Genomic DNA, 20,059 nt, shown 5'->3' with positions numbered 1-20,059 from the left:
AAAACTCTACTATTTTGCTAAAAATTTAAACATTTTCATGATTGAGAGTGGATTAAAGTACCAATAGTCTCACCTGCATGTAAGCGCGTGAGCACATTGTCAGTTTTGCCTGAGGCGATGACAGTATTGGTATTAGTTTTAGCAGCAGTTTTGGCGGCTAGGACTTTGGTATACATACCGCCAGAGCCTAATGAGCCACCTATTCTACTAGCAACTTGTTCAAGTTTTTCATCATCCACATGAATTTTATCAATCAATGTGGCATCCGAATTTTGGCGTGGGTCGGCGTCATACACGCCACCTTGGTCGGTCAAAATAACCAACTGAGATGCACCGACTAAATTTGTCACTAATGCTGCTAAGGTATCGTTGTCACCAAACTTGATTTCATCGGTAGCAACTGTATCATTTTCATTGACAATTGGCACCGTGCCTAATGCTAATAAAGCATCTAGCGTGGCGCTGATATTATTACTTTGCTCAACATTTTCAAGGTTGTCATGGGTGAGTAAGACTTGTGCAGTATGGATACTTTCCTTGGAAAATAAAGACTCATAAGTTTGCACTAAACCCATTTGACCAACAGCAGCAGCGGCTTGCAATTGATGGATGTTCTCTGGACGCTCACGCCAACCAAGGCGTTTCATACCCTCAGCAATCGCACCGCTAGAGACCAAAATCACATCAATGTTTTGGCGTTTGAGTTCACTAATTTGGCTCACCCATGCAGCAATGGCGACTTTGTCTAAGCCTTTGCCATCATTGGTTAGTAGTGCTGAACCTATTTTAATTACCCATCTTTTATTCATTACTCAATTCTTTTGTTAACTCAAACACACCTTCTATTAAGTCCTTACAACCCAAACCGTTTAGCGCCGAGATATGAAACACTTTGCCTTTATACTTAATCGCTTTAACAATTTTAGCCGTGAGTGCTGCGCGTTCATCTTCTGGCAACAAATCCATTTTGTTAATCGCCAAAAGTCGGGGTTTGTCTGCCAATTTTTGGTCGTATTTTGCCAATTCATGTTCAATGGTCAAAAAGTTTTTTACCGGGTCAGAACCATCAGCCGGCAATATATCTAATATATGCAATAATGCTTTAGCACGAGATAGGTGCTTTAAAAATTCAAAACCCAAACCCACGCCTTCGCTGGCATCTTCAATCAAGCCAGGAATATCTGCCATGACAATATGCTCATCGTAATACGACACCACGCCCAATGATGGATGAAGCGTGGTAAATGGATAATCTGCCACCTTTGGTCGTGCACTGGAAATCTGCCTGATAAGACTGGATTTACCCGCATTTGGCATACCGAGCAAACCAATATCTGCCATCACACTCATCTCCAACCCGATCTCACGCACCTCGCCGAGTGTACCCGGTGTGGTTTTTCGTGGTGCACGATTGGTACTGGATTTAAAACGCGTATTGCCCAAACCATGGAAACCACCTTTGGCAACTAGCATCATTTGTTCATGCTCAATCATCTCGCCAATTAATTCATCGGTTTCTAAATCATACACCTTGGTACCGAGTGGTATCTCAACGGTTAAATGTTGGGCTGATTTTCCGCGTTTATTTTGCCCTGACCCAGGTTGTCCATTTTTCGCTCTAAACAAGCGATTAAAACGAAATTCACTGAGCGTGTTTAGCCCTTCTTGTCCACGAAAATACACATGACCACCATCGCCACCATCGCCACCATCAGGCCCACCATCAGGGATATATTTTTCCCTTCGGAAGCCTAAGCACCCTGCGCCACCTTTGCCAGCTTCAATGCGAATTGATGCAGAATCGACAAACTTCATAAGGCTTTTATGTGATTATTCATAATTATGCAAATGCCCCTTTAAAAGCACTAAAATATTAATGAACAACATTATACCACCCGTCAATGCATCTAGCCCTATACAACTTTATTGGAATTCTACTGCTACCAGTTATGATGTTGCGTCTATTACTAAAAGGCTTGAAAACGCCTGCTTATCGTCAAAGAATTGGTGAACGATTAGGTTTCATTAAATCTATAACAGGTAGTGTCATTTGGGTGCACTGCGTCTCAATGGGAGAATTTAGAGCGGCAATTGTTTTAATTGATGCCCTGATTAAAGCCTATCCCAATCACAAAATACTCGTTACTAGTACTACGCCAACAGGATCAAAGGCAGTAAGCGAGCAATATCAAGACAAAGTATTACACACTTACTTTCCATTTGATATCTCCTTTATTGTTAAACGCTATATCAAGAAAGTACAGCCTGATTTATGCCTGTTATTAGAAACTGAAATTTGGCCAAACCTTATTCATGCACTGCACAAAAATAACACCCCAACTCTACTAGTCAATGCCAGACTCTCAGAGCGTTCACTGAAGAAATACCAAAAATTTACCAATCTAACTATGCACACACTCAACAAATTAAGCGTTATTGCTGCGCAAAATCAAAATTCTGCTGAGCGTTTTATTAAGTTAGGTGTTGATAAGGATAAAGTAATAATTGCAGGTAATATTAAATTTGAACAAAATCCAAGTACAAATAAAAACCACACCAAAGCAATAAAATCTATTATCGGAAAGCGTAAGGTGGTGGTGTTTGCCAGCACGCATAAAGGTGAAGAAGAGAAGATTATTAACGCTTATTTGAACAGGCCTTTAGATGCACTAATGCTTATCATTCCCAGACATCCTGAGCGATTTAATGAAGTTTACAAACTGGCAAAAAAACACAATATTAAAGCAGTTAAACGCTCTAGCAATGCTTCATCCTCAGGCTACGATATGTTGTTAGGTGATTCAATAGGCGAGATGATGTCGTATTTTGAGGTGGCTGATGTGGTGTTTATGGGTGGTAGCCTTGTGGAGACTGGTGGACATAATATGCTGGAGCCAGCAGCACTATCAAAACCAATTTTATTTGGTCCAAATGTCTTTAACTTTACTGAAATATCCACAGATTTACTCACGCAACAAGGCAGCATCCAAGTGCAAAACGCAGATGCGTTGATGCAAGAAATCACACAACTGCTAGAGGATGATAAAAAATCCAACAACCTAAGTAAAAATGCCAATCAATACTTTAAGTCTCAACAGGGTGCGTTAAGTGCGTTAATTAAACAAATTAAGCGGCATATTTAAGTATTAAATGTTGTTTAATAATCTAAGGTTCTTTGATTGGCATCTTTACTTTATTAGTATTTTACAAAAACTAGTGAATTTTTATAAATATATTACACCTTATACAGTATAAAATCGATATAATTTTTTTTATTTAAAGGGGTTAATTATGTTAATCAAGATAACAAAACAAAGTATGTTGTTTTTGCTAATGCTAGTATTGGCTAGTTGTGTAAAAAATGAAAGAGCGCCCAAATCTCTAGTTGTATTTGGAGATTCCTTGTCCGACCAAGGTAATGTCTTTTTAATTGTCAATCATGTAACCAGTTTAAGAAATATCCATATGTCCACGCCACCATCGTCACATAACGGGCATGTGTTTAGCAATAAATTATTGGCAGTTGAGTATTTGGCCCAACATTACGGTATCAAACTTTCTCCTGCTTGGCATTATAAAAAATCAAGCGCAGACATCAATAAAATTAAAGAGTCCTATAGTAATATTTTTACATCAAGTACATTAAACAGTGATTTTCAAAAAGAAAAGAAAAACAGTCAGCACTACAAAGAAGTGAGTTTTTTGATTAAAAAAATACTTGATAACATACATTTACCAACCCTAGCAGGCAACAATTATGCAGTCTCCAATGCAACAATTGCCTCTAATTACTCAGGTCTGGTTGATGGATTATTTAACCGTTTGTCTTTACTTTATCAAATTGAAAAATATAAAAAAGACAATAAGAAAGACAATAAGAAAGACATTAAAAATACTTTATTCGTCATTATGATAGGTGGCAATGATATTATAAATATTGCACGCTCTTCTGAGCCAAATAAAAAAGAGAAAATTTCTAATCTCATGCCTATTATGGTTAAAGCTATCCACAAACTACAAGAGTTTGGTGCAAAAAAAATACTTGTTGTTGGTGCGCCAAATGTTGGAGAAGCGCCATCATTCTATAATACATCTTTAGAGAAAATAACATCTAAATTATCAGAACAATTTAATCAAGAATTAAGTCAGGATATTACCCAATATTTTTCTAAAAAACAAGTTGCATGGTTGCCAATTAGCAAACAGTTTTCTAAAATTTTGAAAAAATGGCCAGATAAAATTAGACACAAGGCCTGTGTATCCGATATTGTTAATCATACATTTAATGTGATAAAATTTTTAGAGCATGAAGAGCTTGAAGTAAAATTTGTTAATGGCTGCACACAATCATTACTAAATAATGAGAAATATGCTTTTTATGATATTATTCATGCCAGCGATGCTGTCTATCGAGAGTTAAGCGAATTACTTATACAAAAAACTTCAGACTTTTTGTCTCAATAAGGAAAATTTGCTATTTTCTGTATCCCTAAATCGTACTGAAACTTTTAAGGATCTAACCTTAAAACTTATGATTGTAGTTTAGCATTAATCAGCTCTTTTGCACTTAATAAAAAAAACAAATCTTATTTTTCCTTCATATAAATTTCACTGTCATTGGCTAAAAATTCAGCAGATTTGTTGTCCATTTCGACTTGAATCGCATTAATCTTAGCAATTTCTGCCTTGTCCATGGTTTTAATTTCTTGGGTGATTTTCATGGAACAGAACTTTGGCCCGCACATTGAGCAAAAATGTGAAGTTTTTGCGGCTTGCTTAGGTAGAGTTTCATCGTGATATTTGCGTGCGGTATCTGGGTCTAAGCCGAGATTAAATTGATCTTCCCATCGAAATTCAAACCTTGCTTTTGACAAAGCATTATCACGAATTTGTGCACCCGGATGACCTTTGGCAAGATCAGCAGCGTGGGCAGCAATCTTATAAGCAATAATACCTTGCTTAACATCATCTTGATTCGGTAAGCCTAAATGCTCTTTTGGTGTTACATAACAAAGCATTGCGCAACCATACCAGCCAATTTGCGCCGCACCAATGGCTGAGGTAATATGGTCATAACCTGGTGCAATATCAGTGGTGAGTGGACCTAGGGTATAAAACGGTGCTTCCCCACACTCGTCAAGTTGCTTTTCCATATTCTCTTTAATCATTTGCATTGGCACATGACCTGGACCTTCAATAAAAGTTTGCACATCGTGCTTCCAAGCGATTTTAGTCAACTCCCCTAAAGTTTCTAACTCACCAAATTGCGCCGCATCATTCGCATCGGCAATACACCCTGGACGCAGCCCATCACCAAGTGAAAAAGTAATGTCATAGGCTTTCATAATCTCGCAAATTTCTTCAAAATGGGTATAAATAAAACTCTCTTGATGGTGCGCTAAACACCACTTCGCCATAATCGAACCACCTCTAGAAACAATACCTGTTATTCTATTAATGGTCAAGGGTACATGCTTAAGGCGCACGCCCGCGTGAATGGTAAAGTAATCCACACCTTGTTCGGCTTGTTCAATCAAAGTATCACGAAACACTTCCCAAGTTAAATCCTCGGCAACACCATTGACTTTTTCCAAGGCTTGATAAATTGGCACAGTGCCAATCGGTACAGGCGAATTGCGAATAATCCATTCACGAGTTTCGTGAATATTTTTACCCGTGGATAGATCCATAATCGTATCAGCACCCCAGCGGATACCCCACACCATTTTATTGACTTCCTCATCAATACTTGAACCCAGCGCCGAGTTGCCAATATTGCCATTAATCTTCACCATAAAATTACGCCCAATAATCATCGGCTCGCTTTCAGGGTGATTGATATTCACAGGGATCACCGCGCGCCCACGCGCCACTTCATCACGCACAAATTCAGGTGTAATCACATCAGGGATACTGGCGCCAAATGACTCGCCTTTTTGCTGTCCAATTTTGTCTTTGTAATCCTGCCATTTGCAATTTTCACGAATGGCAATGTACTCCATTTCAGGGGTAATAATGCCTTGACGAGCATAATGCATTTGCGTGACATTCTTACCCTGTTTAGCGCATCTTGGTGCTTGTAAGTGTTCAAAACGAAGCTCTTCTAGCGCTTGATCGTCACGACGCTCATTAGAGAAATCTGAGCTTAGCCCCTTTAATAATTCTGTGTCATCACGCTCTTCAATCCAGTTTGAACGCACATTGCCCAAGCCCTGACGCAAGTCAATTTTTACGCTTGGATCAGTATAGGCACCCGAAGTATCGTATACATAGACAGGGTCATTTTTCTCGGCAAGTTCGCCAATGGTATCCGTGAGCGTAATTCGACGCATCGGCACTTGAATGTCCTTGCGTGAACCTTTAACATAGATCTTTTTCGAATTCGGTAGTGGCTTGATGAAAGACTCATCAACATTCGACATTTTCTTTAGAGTTTCGTTCATTGTTGTATAATTCGTTGAAATAAATAATAATAAATAAAGATGACAATTTTAACCCATAGACCTCGTCGTATGAGAAAACACGCACATATCCGTGAATTAATACGTGAAAATACTTTAACAACGGATGATTTGATTTTGCCGATTTTTATTGTAGAAGGTGAAAATCAACGCCAAAGTATTGATTCTATGCCTGATGTAGAACGCCTAAGCATTGATGAGTTGTTGATTGAAGCACAAGCGTTAGTCGCATTAGGCATTCGTGCTGTGGCGCTCTTTCCTGTTGTTCCAGAAAGCAAAAAATCGCTTCACGCTGAAGAAGCCTTTAATGCAGAAGGCTTAGCGCAGCGCGCTGTGCGTGCATTAAAAGCAAAACACCCTGAGTTAGCAGTCATTACCGATGTTGCACTTGACCCGTTTACCACACACGCTCAAGACGGATTAATTAACCATGAAGGTTATGTATTAAATGACGAAACCGTTACAGTTTTAGTCAAACAAGCTCTTTCTCATGCTCAAGCAGGCGCTGATATTGTTGCACCGAGCGATATGATGGATGGTCGTATTAGCGCTATTCGTGAAGCTTTGGAAGGCAACGGGTTTATTCACACCAATATTCTTTCCTACTCTGCCAAATACGCATCCAGTTATTATGGACCATTCCGTGATGCAGTTGGTTCTGCAAAAAACCTAGGACAGTCTAGCAAAGAAACTTACCAAATGGACCCAGCTAATAGCGATGAAGCCATTCGAGAAGTTGGATTGGATATTGACGAAGGCGCTGATATGGTTATGGTCAAACCTGGCTTGCCTTATCTTGATATTGTTTACCGTATCAAACAAACTTTCGGACTACCAACTTTTGCCTACCATGTTAGTGGCGAGTATGTAATGCTTAAAGCAGCAACACAAAATGGTTGGCTTGATGAAAAGAAGGCTGTGTTAGAAACACTGATGAGTTTTAAGCGTTCGGGGGCAGATGCAGTGTTAACTTATTATGCCAAACAAGCGGCGATTTGGTTAAAAAATTCTTAATGTTTTTCGTATAGGGTAAAGGTATAACCAAAGTTTATCCAATTCTCTGGAAGTATTTCTCTCTATAATGGTGAATTTTATAAATTACACTAATTTTTCTAAAATAATTCTTTAACAATGAAAGACTTAAAATGAAGAAAAATACCAACTTATCGTTACAGGCACGCAATCGTTTAATTCGACGCAACCGTAATGGAAAAAATAGGAAGAAGTCGCTAAAAAAAGAGCAAAAACAAAAAAAATCCAAATCAAACAATCCTTGCAACCAGAATAGCAAAAAAATATTAAGGAAAATAGACTTACCAAAAAACTTTGATTTACACAAAAATACGGATACAACGCTTGAGGTAATGTATCAATTTAGAAAAATTGTAGATAAAGATGACCCAAGATTACAAAAGTTAAATTTTGACGATATTACACAAATAAATCCATCATCCGCCTTGATGCTGGTTGCCGAACTAGATGTATGGAGTATTAAATCTAGTAACTGCCTATCGTCAAACCACAAAACTTGGCACGCTGATATTAAATCTTTATATGAAATGGGCTTGTTCGAATTGTTAAAATTACCACCCCTGGAAAATAATTCACCAACAAATGACACGACTTTTTTAAAATTTATTTCAGGCAAGAATTCTGAAGGTGAAAAGGCGAAACAGTTAAGGGAAAATATTGAAAGGGTAATTGGTAAAAGTTTAGAACAAAAACTACATCTTTTCGACGGCTTAACTGAAGCTTTCACCAATACAACACAACATGCGTATGACAAAGATAACAGCAAAGAATTTGATAAGTGGTGGATAACAGCGTCATACAAACAAGAGGATAAAAAACTTATTGTATCTATGTATGACAGAGGTAATAGCATTCCAACTACAATGCATACAAATAAAAAATGGTTTTGGCTAGATGAAAGAAAAAATACAAAGCATAGTGAGTTAATTAGAATTGCTATGGAAACTAGTTTTAAAAATAAAAACACTAGAACCAAAACAAAGGAACCGAACCGTGGAAAGGGGTTAAAACAATTGTTAGATTTTATTAAAAATCAGGGTCAGTTAACTATTATTAGCAACAAAGGGTATTGTAGTTTCCAAGTGGAAAATGAAAAATTAACCACTACACAACAAAAAGAATTAAAATACCCTTTACAGGGGACATTGATTGAGTGGCAAATCAATGTTTAACAAAACAGGGAATCATATGAACATATCAATTGCAAAAGAATTTTCAGATGTGCCATCTGGCAGATATTATGCTGATGGAGAATGGACAGGAGAGAAATTTAGAACGGAATATTTAGTGCCTAAATTAAAAAAAGCAGATCGACAACACCCTGTTATTGTCAATATAAATGATACCGAAGGCTATGGATCCTCTTTTTTAGAAGAGGCGTTTGGTGGGCTGGTTCGTAAAGAGAATTTCTCACAAGATGAATTAAACACAATATTAAAAATTGAAGCAAATGATACTTATCGTATTTACAAAGAGATAATATTAGAATATATTGCAGAAGCCAAATAATGCAGTGGTGGCACTATATTCTTGTTGCCATTATGGTATTCTTGGGTAATTCTCAATTACAAAAAAAACTAATTACTTTTAAAAATAAAGAAAAAGCATTGGATTTTTTGGTGTCCATTATCCAAGAACTGGAAGATCTTTATATTCAATACTGGGGATCTGCTACTCATAATGAAACTCTCTCCTTACAAATTAAAAGGAAACAAACACAATTTGCCATTTTTTTAAACTTTGCACATAAAAAATACAAACTAGATAACGAAGATACAATCAATAAAGAGCTTCTCGCATTAATTAAAAATGCCACAAACGGGGAATTTGACTCACTTAACATGACGCAAGATACAGAAAAATCCATCAAAATTCCACAATTTATAAATAATCTTATGTTGGCATTATTAGAAAATAAGATGTAGTTTCTAATATTTTTCTAAAATTGTGTCGTTCATTAAATGCTATTTTTAATAAGATTTTCTACCACTTCAGGCTCTGCCAGTGGAAATATCACCTCAATTATTATCATCATTCTTGGTAATCTTTCTTAAAATACGGTGCATAATCTTGCCACTATGGGTTTTGGAAAATCTAGAAAAAAATTGAATTTTATCTACAATGGTAAATATGCCATATCTAAAGCAGGGCTGAGAAAGTGGTATTAGAAACACTATTCTCCTTTAAACGAGCAGGTGTGATACAACATGCTAAACAAGCCACTATTTGGTTACAAAAATAAAAATTAGACTTGCTTGTTGTTTTATCCAAAGATTTATTTAAAACGGAACTTTGGCAAATTGATATTAAAATAAATAGCTAAAAGCCTAACTGTAAACATACAAAAACCCGCAACAATAGCTGAAAGTGTAATGTCTTGACTTAAGTTTAACAAAACTATAAACAACAAAGAACCTAACCATAAAACTGTTGCATATAGTTGCGAGTTAAACACAACAGGTGCTTCGCCACACAAAACATCACGCAAAATACCGCCCATTGCCCCTGTTAATACACCCATAAAACTTGCCAGAAGTGGTGGAATATTCATCATAACCGCTACCAAAGTTCCTGCAATGCCAAAAGTTGCCAAACCTGCAGCATCCATAATTAAGAAAAGTTTTTGCGGAATGATAAAGATTCTCGCAGTGGTAAATATAAAGATTGCACTTAAGAGCGATGCAATAAAAAACACCTGATCAGCAACCCAAAATACCTCTCTACTGAGTAGCAAATCTCGCAAAGATCCTCCACCAAGTCCCGTAGTGATAGCGATAATAATGACGCCAAATAAATCAAACTTTTTGAATCCAGCTTTCAAAACCCCAGAAGCTGATGACACTATAACAGCTAACAATGTTATCCAATAGAGATTTACAAGCAGTTGTTCCATAGTCGCATTATTAAATTTTATTTTTAATTAGATCGCTCACCACTTCGGGATCTGCTAGCGTGGAAATATCGCCCAAATTATCACAATCATTCTCAGCAATTTTTCTTAAAATTCGACGCATAATCTTACCACTACGGGTCTTTGGCAATCCTGATGCAAATTGGAGTTTATCAACATTGGCAATCGGTCCGATTTCACTACGCACCAATTTAACCAACTCTGTTTTTAATTCATCGCTTGGCTGGACACCGTTAATGGTAGAAACATAAGCATAAATACCCTGCCCTTTAATGTCGTGCGGATAACCAACCACTGCTGCCTCACTAACATCTTTGTGCAATACCAAAGCAGATTCAATCTCTGCAGTACCAAGACGGTGCCCTGAGACATTTAAAACATCATCTACTCTGCCAGTAATCCAATAGTAACCATCTGCATCTCGTTTTATACCATCACCTGCAAAATACTTACCTGGAAAAGTTGAAAAATACGCTTCCATAAAACGCTCATGATTGTTATAAAGTGTGCGCATTTGCCCTGGCCACGAGCGTGCTAATACCAAAATACCTTCTGCCTCACCCTCTAACACTTCGCCTTTTTCATTTACAACTTGTGGTTCAATGCCAAAAAATGGCTTACTGGCTGAACCAGGTTTCAGTGCGGTTGCATAAGGTAATGGAGTAATCATATGCCCACCTGTTTCTGTTTGCCACCAAGTGTCAACAATTGGGCATTTACCATTACCAATCTTGTGATAATACCACTCCCATGCTTCAGGATTAATCGGCTCGCCTACTGTGCCTAAAACACGCAAACTAGAACGATTGGTTTTTTCTACAAACCTATCACCCGCACCCATGAGTGCACGAATGGCAGTTGGTGCAGTATAAAAAGTATTGACTTGGTGTTTGTCAATGACTTGCCAAAAACGCGATGCATCAGGATAAGTTGGGACACCTTCAAACATTAAGGTAGTTGCACCATTTACCAGTGGCCCATACACAATATAAGAATGCCCTGTCACCCAACCAACATCGGCGCTGCACCAATAAATATCGCCGTCCTGATAATCAAAAACATATTTGTGCGTCATAGCAACATAAAGCAAATAACCACCTGTGGTGTGCAATACACCCTTGGGCTTGCCTGTTGAACCTGAAGTGTAGAGAATAAATAGTGGTGTTTCTGCATCGAACGACTCACACGGACATTCATTTGACATATCCTCAACCAAATCATGATAGCAAACATCTTTATTGCCCCATGCCACATCACCTTTGGTATTTTGTACAACAATCACCGTGTCTACACAATCACAAGCGGCTACGGCAATATCTACATTAGCTTTAAGAGGTGTTGCCCTACCACCACGCATACCTTTATCCGCCGTAATAACTATCTTACACTCAGAATCCAAGATTCTATCTTTAAGTGCCTCAGGAGAAAATCCACCAAATACAACGCTGTGAATTGCGCCAATTCTCGCACATGCCAACATTGCATAGCTCGCTTGCAAAATCATTGGCATATAAATACAGACTCTATCGCCTTTTTTGACACCGAGTTTTTTAAGCCCGTTAGCCAATTTTGCCACTTCATCGTGCAACTGTTGGTAGCTAACTTTTTGACTCACCTCAGGGTTGTCACCTTCCCAAATAATCGCTGTTTGATTTGCACGCTGTGGCAGATGTCTGTCAATACAATTGTAAGCCACATTCAACTCACCGCCTTTAAACCACTCAATCAAACCAGTGTGGTAATCCACATTAGAGGTAGTGCTCCAGTCTTTATCCCAATCTAAAAACTCCTTGGCTTTCTGAGACCAAAAGGCATCAGAATTCTCAATAGATTCTTGATACATCGCCAGGTAAGTTTTTTCGTCAATAAGTGGAGCTCTGTCTGATTTTGCAATTGGATACATAGTAAGATAAATTTAAATAAGTATCTGTGAATAATACCTAAAAAACTGTTTTTCTATGAAGCATTTTTTAAGTTAATTGTCGTAACTTAATGGCTTCTTTATTACCCATATAATCTACTTGCGCCAAAAACAGCTCTGCTGTTGAAATCGCATCCTGCATTGCATTGTGTGCCTTATAGCGCGGTAGATTATATTTCTCTCGCAAGTTGAATAATCTTAATCCATCAGGCTGGGTATATTGCTGCATTTTTTGCATTTTTCTACGCTCAATTTTAAGAGTGTCTAACATTATTAAAGGTAGCGTGTTAATTTGATACAATTTGTGACACGCTTGATTAAGAAAACCTTTTTCAATTTTGTCAAAATGTACAACAATAACCCTATTAGCCATTTGAGATAACAGTTTATCTATTGCTTTACTTAGCGGCAAACCACACTTAAGCTCCCCATCTGTTAATTGGTGGATGGCAACATTTTGCTCTGTCAATTCTTGTTTTGGGTTGATTAAAATATGCCTAGATGTGCCTGACAAAACATGAAAATTCTTTATAACGGTATAACCAATACTGATTATCTTTTCTTTAGAAGCATCCAGCCCTGTTGTTTCAAAATCCACAACCAAAAACTCAATATCTTTAATCAAGTTCTTAGCTTCAACCAAAGGCTGCGATAAATAGTGATAAAGCGATTTTGGTAAATGCGTGCTATTAAGTAGTTTTTTGCGAGAATAATTAGCAAAAAAGTAGTCAATCATAATATTGAGGTTTGATAGCGTGAGCTCATAGCAGATTGCATATCGTTAACAATGCCAAAAGCATCTTTCAAATGCTTTTTGTCTAAAGAGGATATTTCCTGCGTTAATACAAAATTATCAACAGATTGACCCGATTTAATTTGTCGTCTTTGGTGTTTAATTCTCACTGAATTAATAAACTTATAAGCCTCAATTAAATCATTCGCCCCAGAGCCGCTCATCCCGCCCACATCAGACAACTCTCTTAATCTATCTTGTGTATTAATCGACCTAACCCCATGTGACAAAGCATAAACACGAGTAATATCGACAATCGGAACAACCCCTTTCTTTTTTAAATTTAAGGACTTTTCATTTGCACCATTCTTATCAAGAATAAAATTTCTAAAAAATCCTAGTGGTGGCGTGTAATGCAGAGCATTAGCTGCCATATGTGATTGAAAAATAGTGTTGCGCGTGGTCATATCAAATACACCTGTCAGCAAATCATCCAACAAGTGGGATTCACCATAAATACACTTCAAATCAAAAAATATACTTGCATACATTAATGCTTTTGGCTCTGGAGAAGCAATCCATTGTTTGAAATAAGACTTCCAAACAGAAAGGCTCTGCCGCCATTTTTTATTAGTTGCCATAACATCGCCTGGACAATACACATAACCACAAGCATTCAACCCATCACTAACATATTGCGCTAATTTGATGAAATATTCCCTATGCAACTCTTCTTGATAATCATCCGCTAAAATTAATAAATTATCTTGGTCAGAATGTACGATTTGCTCAGATCTAGCCAATGACCCAGCCACAACCCAAGCATACTCTATAGGTGGATCTCCTAATAGCGCTTCAGCTTGTTTGAGTAATTGCTGGTTAATAGAGCGACCTATTGAACTCACAGAGTAGGTAATGCCGTGCTCATCCATGTTTGACTCATAACTGTGTTGCAACAGCAAAGGAACTTGTTTAGAGATTTCTTCTAATTCATCTGTGGTATTTGATACTAAAATTTCATTAATTAAGAAAACCACATTGTGGCTTTGTTTGCGCAGTAAATCGGCTGCTGTAACCATACCCACCACTTGCTTGTTTTTAATAATTGGCAAGTGTCTGATGTGTGTATTAGCCATTAACAACATCGCCTCAACACCACTCTTATAATGCGCAATAGAAACTGGATTGTTAGTCATAATTTCGCTAATAGGGCTATTTATATCGATACTTAGTGCAACTACCTTGGTGCAAAAAGCACGGTCAGTCACAATACCGCATAGTTTATCTTTATCTGTCACAATCACAGAAGTGACATTATTCTTGCTCATTAATTTAGCCACTTGCTTAATACTCACATTCTTATCAACCAAATAAGCATCATTAGCTCTGGACATTGACAACACTGAATTAGCCAATAAGCTATTTTGCTTAATGAATTTTTGAGATTTAAGGCTTGTTTCTAAGTTTGCATCTACAAAGAAATTTTCGACAACGGCATTACCAGAAAATAATTCATAAAAATATTTTTTATCAATTCGATAGTAAAGTGTGTCTTCTTGACAAGAGTGCGTATAAAGTAACAATTGAGAATTATAGCCAAACCACTGACGCTCACCCAGAATGGAAAATAACTCCTCATTCTCATCTTTTATCAATACCGCACCTTTGCGCACTAAATACAAAAAATCAGGCTTTATTGTTAGTATATGTCCTTTTCTGCGATAAGCAACTTGCGTTTTTATTATTAAAGATTCAAGTTGCAAGGGTGTCGCACTATCTAGAGGTAGTGTTAATTGAAAAAAATCAATAATTTCTAAATCTTCAATTTCCATCGTTTATAACAAAGACTCCTTGTAAATAAAAACAGTCGGTACTCTAGCATAAAAGAGACTCTCATTTGCAGAAATAACAAACTGTAAGTAATCTGATTTTATAACATTTATCTGTGGGGATTGCCAAGATATCTTGCTACCGTTAGAAGGTGTCATTGATTGTGGTTTAGAGGTTTTGTCTTTTGCTTTAACCAAAGCAAACTTAATACCTTTTAAATCGCTTGAAGCATCAATAAAAAGCGTATTTAATCCATAAACCTGAGCGTCTGAAGTGATATGGATTTTTAATTCCCCATTAACCAAATCACATGCCCCGCTTTCCCAGCGACAATTAGACTTTACCAGCATTTTATAAGATTGCCCTTGTTTAGCCTTATGTGGTACTTCAGCGACATAATAATCAACTGCGAAATAACTAATAATTGCTAAAATAGGTGCAACAATCATTGATGTAATCACATGCTTATTCTTAAAAAACATATCAACTCCCTACATTTTAAATAAAAAAAACGCCCAGCAATGCTGGGCGTTTTAAGGATACTCTAAAAAATATTAATTAGTAGCTGGAATACGGATATTCTCAATCATCTTCTCAACTTCTTTAGGCACTTTGTTTGTACGACTCATTACCAAGAACGCTACTGCAAAGTTAACCAATGCACCAATGGCACCAAATGCATTTGGCTCAATACCAAAGAACCAGTTAGGCTCCATATCGCCTAAAAATGAAGTTGACTGCACAAACATAATACCTTTGTGCTGGAATACATATAGCAATGTAATGCCAATACCTGAAAGCATTCCCGCAATCGCACCTTCTTTATTCATCTTCTTAGAGAAGATACCCATCATCAATACTGGGAAAAGACTAGACGCCGCCAAACCAAAGGCTAGCGCAACCGTACCTGCGGCAAAGTCTGGTGGATTAAAGCCGTAATAACCAGCAAGTAATATAGCGCCAATCATTGATATCCTAGAATACATTAATTCGTCTTTTTCGGAAATATTTGGTCGCCATACGCCTTTTAACAAATCATGCGAAATAGAGGATGCAATCGCCAGTAACAATCCAGCAGCCGTTGATAGTGCAGCGGCTAAACCACCCGCAGCCACAATGGCAATCACCCAATTAGGCAAGCCAGCAATTTCAGGATTTGCTAATACCATGATATCTCTATCAACTTTAACCATTTCATTAGGCGGCAATACAATGTCCTTACCATCAACTCTAATGGTTTTAGGTGTATTTCCTTTATTGCCTGTATACTGAATCAATCCATCACCATTCTTATCTTCAAACTTTAATAAACCCGTTTTTTCCCAGTTTTTAAACCACGCTGGGCGGTCTGCATAGGCTAAGTTGTGTTCAGCTGTTGGCTGGTCAATAGTTGTCATCAAATTTAATCTTGCCATTGCAGCTACTGCTGGTGCAGTTGTATATAGAAGTGCAATAAATATCAGCGCCCAACCTGCAGATTCACGCGCAGCCTTTACCGAAGATACGGTAAAAAATCTCATGATGACATGCGGAAGACCTGCTGTACCAATCATTAAAGACAAAGTGTAAACAAACATATTTGTTGTACTTAGTCTTGCCTGCGTGGTGTATTCGGAGAACCCAAGTTGGGTTACCACTTGGTCTAGTTTATCCAGTAGATAAGTCCCGTCTGCCATTTCACTACCCAAACCCAGTTGTGGGATTGGGTTACCCGTTAGCATAAATGAAATAAATACTGCTGGAATGGTATAAGCAATAATCATAATCACATATTGTGCAATTTGTGTATAAGTAATACCTTTCATGCCACCCATTACTGCATAGAATGCTACGATAACCATACCTGTTACCAAGCCTGTTTCATAATCTACCTCTAAGAATCTAGAAAATGCAACACCAATACCTTTCATTTGTCCAATGACATAAGTGACTGAGGCAATAATCAAACAAATAACTGCAACAATACGCGCGGTTTTTGAATAATAACGATCAGAAATAAACTCAGGAACCGTAAATGAACCATGCTTTCTTAAATAAGGTGCAAGTAACATTGCTAGTAGCACATAACCACCCGTCCAACCCATCAAGAATACCGAGCCCCCGTATCCGTAAAAGGCGATTAAACCCGCCATTGAGATAAATGACGCTGCACTCATCCAGTCAGCTGCTGTCGCCATACCATTTGCAATTGGGTGAATACCACCGCCCGCAACATAAAACTCATGCGTTGAACCTGCTCTTGCCCAAAAAGCAATACCAATATAAATAGCAAAAGTAACACCTACAAATAAAAACGTTAATGTTTGTAAATCCATGATTGTTTCCCCTTATTTTTCGTGAACATTAAATTTTTCATCGATTTTCCCCATGCTCTTCGCATAATAGAAAACCAACACCACGAATGTATGTATTGAGCCTTGTTGTGCAAACCAAAATCCAAGTTTATAGCCGCCAATCTTAATAACATTGAGCGCATCTACAAACACAATACCAAATAGATATGAAACAACAAACCAAATAGACAGACACTTCAAAATTAGTGCAATATTGGCTTTCCAATAATCATTATTACTAGACATTTAACTTTCCCCTTTTGTTAATTTATTTGAGCATGATACACATTATTTATTAATGATTTTAACTATCATAAAATGCTGATATGAGACCTTTGCATAAATAGAGATGATTGGCAAAATCCAATTTTTGCCCAATTGGTGATTTTTTAAATCTTGCCTAAGACTGGGTTTACCCTCCTGGAGGACTGCTGGGTATCGCTGGAAAAATCGCCAAGTGGGTGAAAAGTGGGTTTATGATGATTGTTCCTATTTATGCAAAGGTCTTGATCTATATTAACCACTGGGTTAATAAATGTAAAGATGAAAAAAAATGACGCGATGCGTCATTTTATAAAAGATATAAAAAAATAAGGGAATTAAGCTTTTGTCACTTCGCTCATCTCGTCAACTGATTCATCAATTGCAGTGGTTGATAATTCTGCTTCCACTTCTGCCATCTTAGCGCTATCTACTACTCTTTCTTTTGCTGATAATTCTTCTTCCATTGCATAAACCTCCGTCAAGATTGATGCATCAATCAAACCTGCTTCGATTTCTCTAAGTGCAACAACAGTCACTTTATCTTTGCCAACATCTAAGGTTGACTTGTAACCACCAGAACTTAACTGGTGTGCACGCTTAGCTGCTACCAATACCAACTCAAAACGATTATCTACAAAATTTAAACACTCTTCAACAGTCACTCTTGCCATAATTTCAACTTATAAATACGATAAAATGGACAATTTTACACGAAAACAACTTCAAAGGATATTTGATGAGCCGACTAATTGTTTTAGATACCGAAACTACGGGTATTGAGCCTTCTGAAGGTCATCGCATCATTGAAATTGGTTGCACCGAAATCGTTAATAGAGAAATCATTGAAAGCAATGAATATCATCAATACATCCAGCCAGAGCGTCTGGTGGGTGACTCTGAAAGAATTCACGGTATTAAGGATAGCTTTTTAAAAAACAAACCAAAATTTGAAGAAATTGCTGAAGAATTTTTAGAATATATTGAAGGCGCCACTTTGGTTATTCACAATGCACCATTTGACCTTGGTTTCTTAAATCATGAATTGCAACGAATGGGTGTTGAGCAAACCATTGAAGACAATTGCACCGTTATTGATTCCTTAGAAATCTCTAAACAACAACGACCTGGTGGTATGCACAATCTTGATGCACTTTGCCGACGCTTTGAGATTGATGCCAGTGCGCGTACCGTTCACGGTGCATTACTTGACGCACAAATCTTAGCGCAAGTATATTTAGCAATGACGGGTGGACAATCCACCTTGTTTAATGAGAACCAAAATAGTCAACAAAATAGCAAGGTTACAATTTCAAGAGTTGATTCTAATCGCGCTAAAATCAAGGTAGTTTTAGCCAATAAAGAAGAACTTAAAGCACACAATACATATTTTGAACATTCTTAAAGTGAATTAGCGTTGACTACAAGACTTAACAAAGTATAATTATCGTTTTTTCGGAGTGTAGCGCAGCTTGGTAGCGTACCTGGTTTGGGACCAGGTGGTCGAAGGTTCAAATCCTTTCACTCCGACCATATTTTGCGCCCTTAGCTCAGCTGGATAGAGCAACGGCCTTCTAAGCCGTAGGTCACACGTTCGAATCGTGTAGGGCGTACCATACAGTTTATGGCGGGAATAGCTCAGTTGGTAGAGCCCCGGATTGTGATTCCGGTTGTCGCGGGTTCAAACCCCGTTTCTCGCCCCACTTTTAAAGGGATTGACTAGCAATCCCTTTTTTTTGTTTTTAAAGAAGATACTACAAAAATACAAACTTTATTAATCATTAAAACTTTTCAATCACTTAAATCATCATAACCAACTTAAGTGTTTTTATAGGTGCTTTCGGTGTTATATCTAGTCAAAGTGTCGCCTTGTCGCTTAATCTTTAATGCAGCGAACACTAAAATTGTAATCCGTATCACTGATGGCGAAATGTGCCCTGATATCGCTAGAATAAAAATAATGACCATTAAACCCAACAGCAGTCTGAGTCCACATATAAACCACAAAACCAACATAGTCATACACACCATTTGGAATGCGAGAACCGGCAGCTGGTATCTTAAGGAAACTAGTAAAGGCTGTAGTAGTATTATTAACATCAGCACCAACAGTCTCTGCCGTCATCTCTGCTTCAGTTGGAACACTAAAGCCTGTTGGGCAAACATTAGCCTCGTCAAACTTATAATAACCTCCATAAGCACTACTGTCAGTGCTTGAGGTGGCTACTCGTTTAGCGCCTATATTTCTATCAAGCCAAATTCTGCCAGTGTGAGGTGAGACTAGCGTTTTGTAAGTGAGCCCATTAAACAATATTGTGTTAGTTTCTTTATCTTTAGGCTCAAGTGGGATAACTAAACCTGCCTGTGTTTCAATACAACGAACGCTAACACCATCACCACGAGGACTGTCCATGAAAATCGAACTGTCATTGCTGATGAATAAAGCACGACTATGCAACCCAGCAGCAGACCGACTCCACAAGGCTGCGATAGCGCTAGCCTTGATCTTGGGAAGCTCACCATTCCGGTGAAAACGCCAGCCAGAAGCTGGCAACTTAAGAAAACTGGAGAAGGCTG

General features: G+C 37.8%; 19 protein-coding genes and 3 tRNA genes. 10 read left to right on the top strand and 12 right to left on the bottom strand.

Features of this window, described 5'->3' with window-relative positions; translation table 11 throughout:
- Window positions 1–35 precede the first annotated feature (35 nt).
- Both proB and cgtA read right to left on the bottom strand, forming a co-directional pair.
- Window positions 36–809: a glutamate 5-kinase gene (gene proB, locus BHECKSOX2_RS04865; protein ID WP_139682687.1), complete on the bottom strand. Its 774-nt coding sequence runs from the start codon at window positions 807–809 to the stop codon at window positions 36–38.
- Window positions 802–1,815, bottom strand: coding sequence for an Obg family GTPase CgtA (gene cgtA, locus BHECKSOX2_RS04860; protein ID WP_139682686.1), 1,014 nt, complete (start codon window positions 1,813–1,815; stop codon window positions 802–804). Before cgtA ends, proB begins: the two co-directional genes overlap by 8 nt.
- Before the next feature lie 86 nt (window positions 1,816–1,901).
- Between cgtA and waaA the strand changes: the two genes are divergently transcribed.
- Complete coding sequence (waaA, locus tag BHECKSOX2_RS04855) at window positions 1,902–3,143, top strand: lipid IV(A) 3-deoxy-D-manno-octulosonic acid transferase (protein WP_139682685.1); 1,242 nt, start codon at window positions 1,902–1,904, stop codon at window positions 3,141–3,143.
- Between the two features lie 148 nt (window positions 3,144–3,291).
- The gene (locus BHECKSOX2_RS04850) at window positions 3,292–4,464 is read left to right on the top strand and encodes an SGNH/GDSL hydrolase family protein (protein WP_139682684.1); all 1,173 of its coding nucleotides are present in this window, start codon (window positions 3,292–3,294) and stop codon (window positions 4,462–4,464) included.
- Window positions 4,465–4,586: 122 nt separating this feature from the next.
- Here BHECKSOX2_RS04850 and thiC read toward each other — a convergent pair whose 3' ends face one another.
- A complete protein-coding gene (gene thiC / locus BHECKSOX2_RS04845; RefSeq protein WP_139682683.1) occupies window positions 4,587–6,443 on the bottom strand; it encodes a phosphomethylpyrimidine synthase ThiC in 1,857 nt (618 codons plus the stop codon).
- A 39-nt stretch (window positions 6,444–6,482) separates the two neighbouring features.
- On the opposite strand from thiC, the gene hemB reads away from it, so the two are divergent.
- From hemB to BHECKSOX2_RS04825, 4 genes are all read left to right on the top strand, one after another.
- The gene (hemB, locus tag BHECKSOX2_RS04840; RefSeq protein WP_139682682.1) at window positions 6,483–7,475 is read left to right on the top strand and encodes a porphobilinogen synthase; all 993 of its coding nucleotides are present in this window, start codon (window positions 6,483–6,485) and stop codon (window positions 7,473–7,475) included.
- 131 nt (window positions 7,476–7,606) lie between these two features.
- Window positions 7,607–8,665, top strand: a complete 1,059-nt coding sequence (locus tag BHECKSOX2_RS04835; RefSeq protein WP_139682681.1) for a hypothetical protein — start codon at window positions 7,607–7,609, stop codon at window positions 8,663–8,665.
- A gap of 16 nt (window positions 8,666–8,681) precedes the next feature.
- On the top strand, window positions 8,682–9,002 hold the full coding sequence (locus BHECKSOX2_RS04830; protein WP_245391316.1) for an STAS-like domain-containing protein: 321 nt from the start codon (window positions 8,682–8,684) through the stop codon (window positions 9,000–9,002).
- Between the two features lie 32 nt (window positions 9,003–9,034).
- A complete protein-coding gene (locus tag BHECKSOX2_RS04825) occupies window positions 9,035–9,418 on the top strand; it encodes a hypothetical protein (RefSeq protein ID WP_218973227.1) in 384 nt (127 codons plus the stop codon).
- A 350-nt stretch (window positions 9,419–9,768) separates the two neighbouring features.
- Here the strand turns inward: BHECKSOX2_RS04825 and BHECKSOX2_RS04820 are convergent, their stop codons facing one another.
- From BHECKSOX2_RS04820 to rpoZ, 8 genes are all read right to left on the bottom strand, one after another.
- Complete coding sequence (locus tag BHECKSOX2_RS04820; RefSeq protein ID WP_139682679.1) at window positions 9,769–10,386, bottom strand: trimeric intracellular cation channel family protein; 618 nt, start codon at window positions 10,384–10,386, stop codon at window positions 9,769–9,771.
- 10 nt (window positions 10,387–10,396) lie between these two features.
- Window positions 10,397–12,307 (bottom strand): acetate--CoA ligase, encoded by a 1,911-nt coding sequence (gene acs / locus BHECKSOX2_RS04815; protein WP_139682678.1) that lies wholly within the window; start codon window positions 12,305–12,307, stop codon window positions 10,397–10,399.
- Window positions 12,308–12,374: 67 nt separating this feature from the next.
- Entirely contained in the window at window positions 12,375–13,061 is a 687-nt protein-coding gene (locus BHECKSOX2_RS04810; RefSeq protein WP_139682677.1) for an exonuclease domain-containing protein, read from the bottom strand.
- The gene (locus BHECKSOX2_RS04805) at window positions 13,058–14,890 is read right to left on the bottom strand and encodes a putative nucleotidyltransferase substrate binding domain-containing protein (protein ID WP_139682676.1); all 1,833 of its coding nucleotides are present in this window, start codon (window positions 14,888–14,890) and stop codon (window positions 13,058–13,060) included. Before BHECKSOX2_RS04805 ends, BHECKSOX2_RS04810 begins: the two co-directional genes overlap by 4 nt.
- 3 nt (window positions 14,891–14,893) lie before the next feature.
- A complete protein-coding gene (locus BHECKSOX2_RS04800; RefSeq protein WP_139682675.1) occupies window positions 14,894–15,370 on the bottom strand; it encodes a hypothetical protein in 477 nt (158 codons plus the stop codon).
- 72 nt (window positions 15,371–15,442) lie between these two features.
- Entirely contained in the window at window positions 15,443–17,203 is a 1,761-nt protein-coding gene (locus BHECKSOX2_RS04795; RefSeq protein WP_139682674.1) for a sodium:solute symporter family protein, read from the bottom strand.
- A 12-nt stretch (window positions 17,204–17,215) separates the two neighbouring features.
- Window positions 17,216–17,467, bottom strand: coding sequence for a DUF4212 domain-containing protein (locus BHECKSOX2_RS04790; RefSeq protein WP_139682673.1), 252 nt, complete (start codon window positions 17,465–17,467; stop codon window positions 17,216–17,218).
- Window positions 17,468–17,820: 353 nt separating this feature from the next.
- Window positions 17,821–18,156 (bottom strand): DNA-directed RNA polymerase subunit omega, encoded by a 336-nt coding sequence (rpoZ, locus tag BHECKSOX2_RS04785; protein ID WP_139682672.1) that lies wholly within the window; start codon window positions 18,154–18,156, stop codon window positions 17,821–17,823.
- Window positions 18,157–18,221: 65 nt separating this feature from the next.
- Between rpoZ and dnaQ the strand changes: the two genes are divergently transcribed.
- The 4 genes from dnaQ (at window position 18,222) to BHECKSOX2_RS04765 (ending at window position 19,185) form a co-directional block, all read left to right on the top strand.
- Window positions 18,222–18,887 (top strand): DNA polymerase III subunit epsilon, encoded by a 666-nt coding sequence (gene dnaQ, locus BHECKSOX2_RS04780; RefSeq protein ID WP_139682671.1) that lies wholly within the window; start codon window positions 18,222–18,224, stop codon window positions 18,885–18,887.
- A 51-nt stretch (window positions 18,888–18,938) separates the two neighbouring features.
- Window positions 18,939–19,015, top strand: a tRNA-Pro gene (locus BHECKSOX2_RS04775).
- A gap of 6 nt (window positions 19,016–19,021) precedes the next feature.
- Window positions 19,022–19,098, top strand: a tRNA-Arg gene (locus BHECKSOX2_RS04770).
- A gap of 11 nt (window positions 19,099–19,109) precedes the next feature.
- Window positions 19,110–19,185: transfer RNA gene (locus tag BHECKSOX2_RS04765), tRNA-His, on the top strand.
- Between the two features lie 173 nt (window positions 19,186–19,358).
- Here the strand turns inward: BHECKSOX2_RS04765 and BHECKSOX2_RS04760 are convergent.
- Window positions 19,359–20,059: fibrobacter succinogenes major paralogous domain-containing protein (locus BHECKSOX2_RS04760; protein WP_218973226.1), on the bottom strand; the 701-nt coding region annotated here is incomplete at its 5' end.

The sequence above is a fragment of the thiotrophic endosymbiont of Bathymodiolus puteoserpentis (Logatchev) genome (genome assembly GCF_900127505.1).
Classification (GTDB): Bacteria; Pseudomonadota; Gammaproteobacteria; order PS1; family Pseudothioglobaceae; genus Thiodubiliella.
The sequence above is the reverse complement of the archived record's forward strand: the minus strand, read 5'-3'. Positions and strand labels throughout refer to the sequence as shown.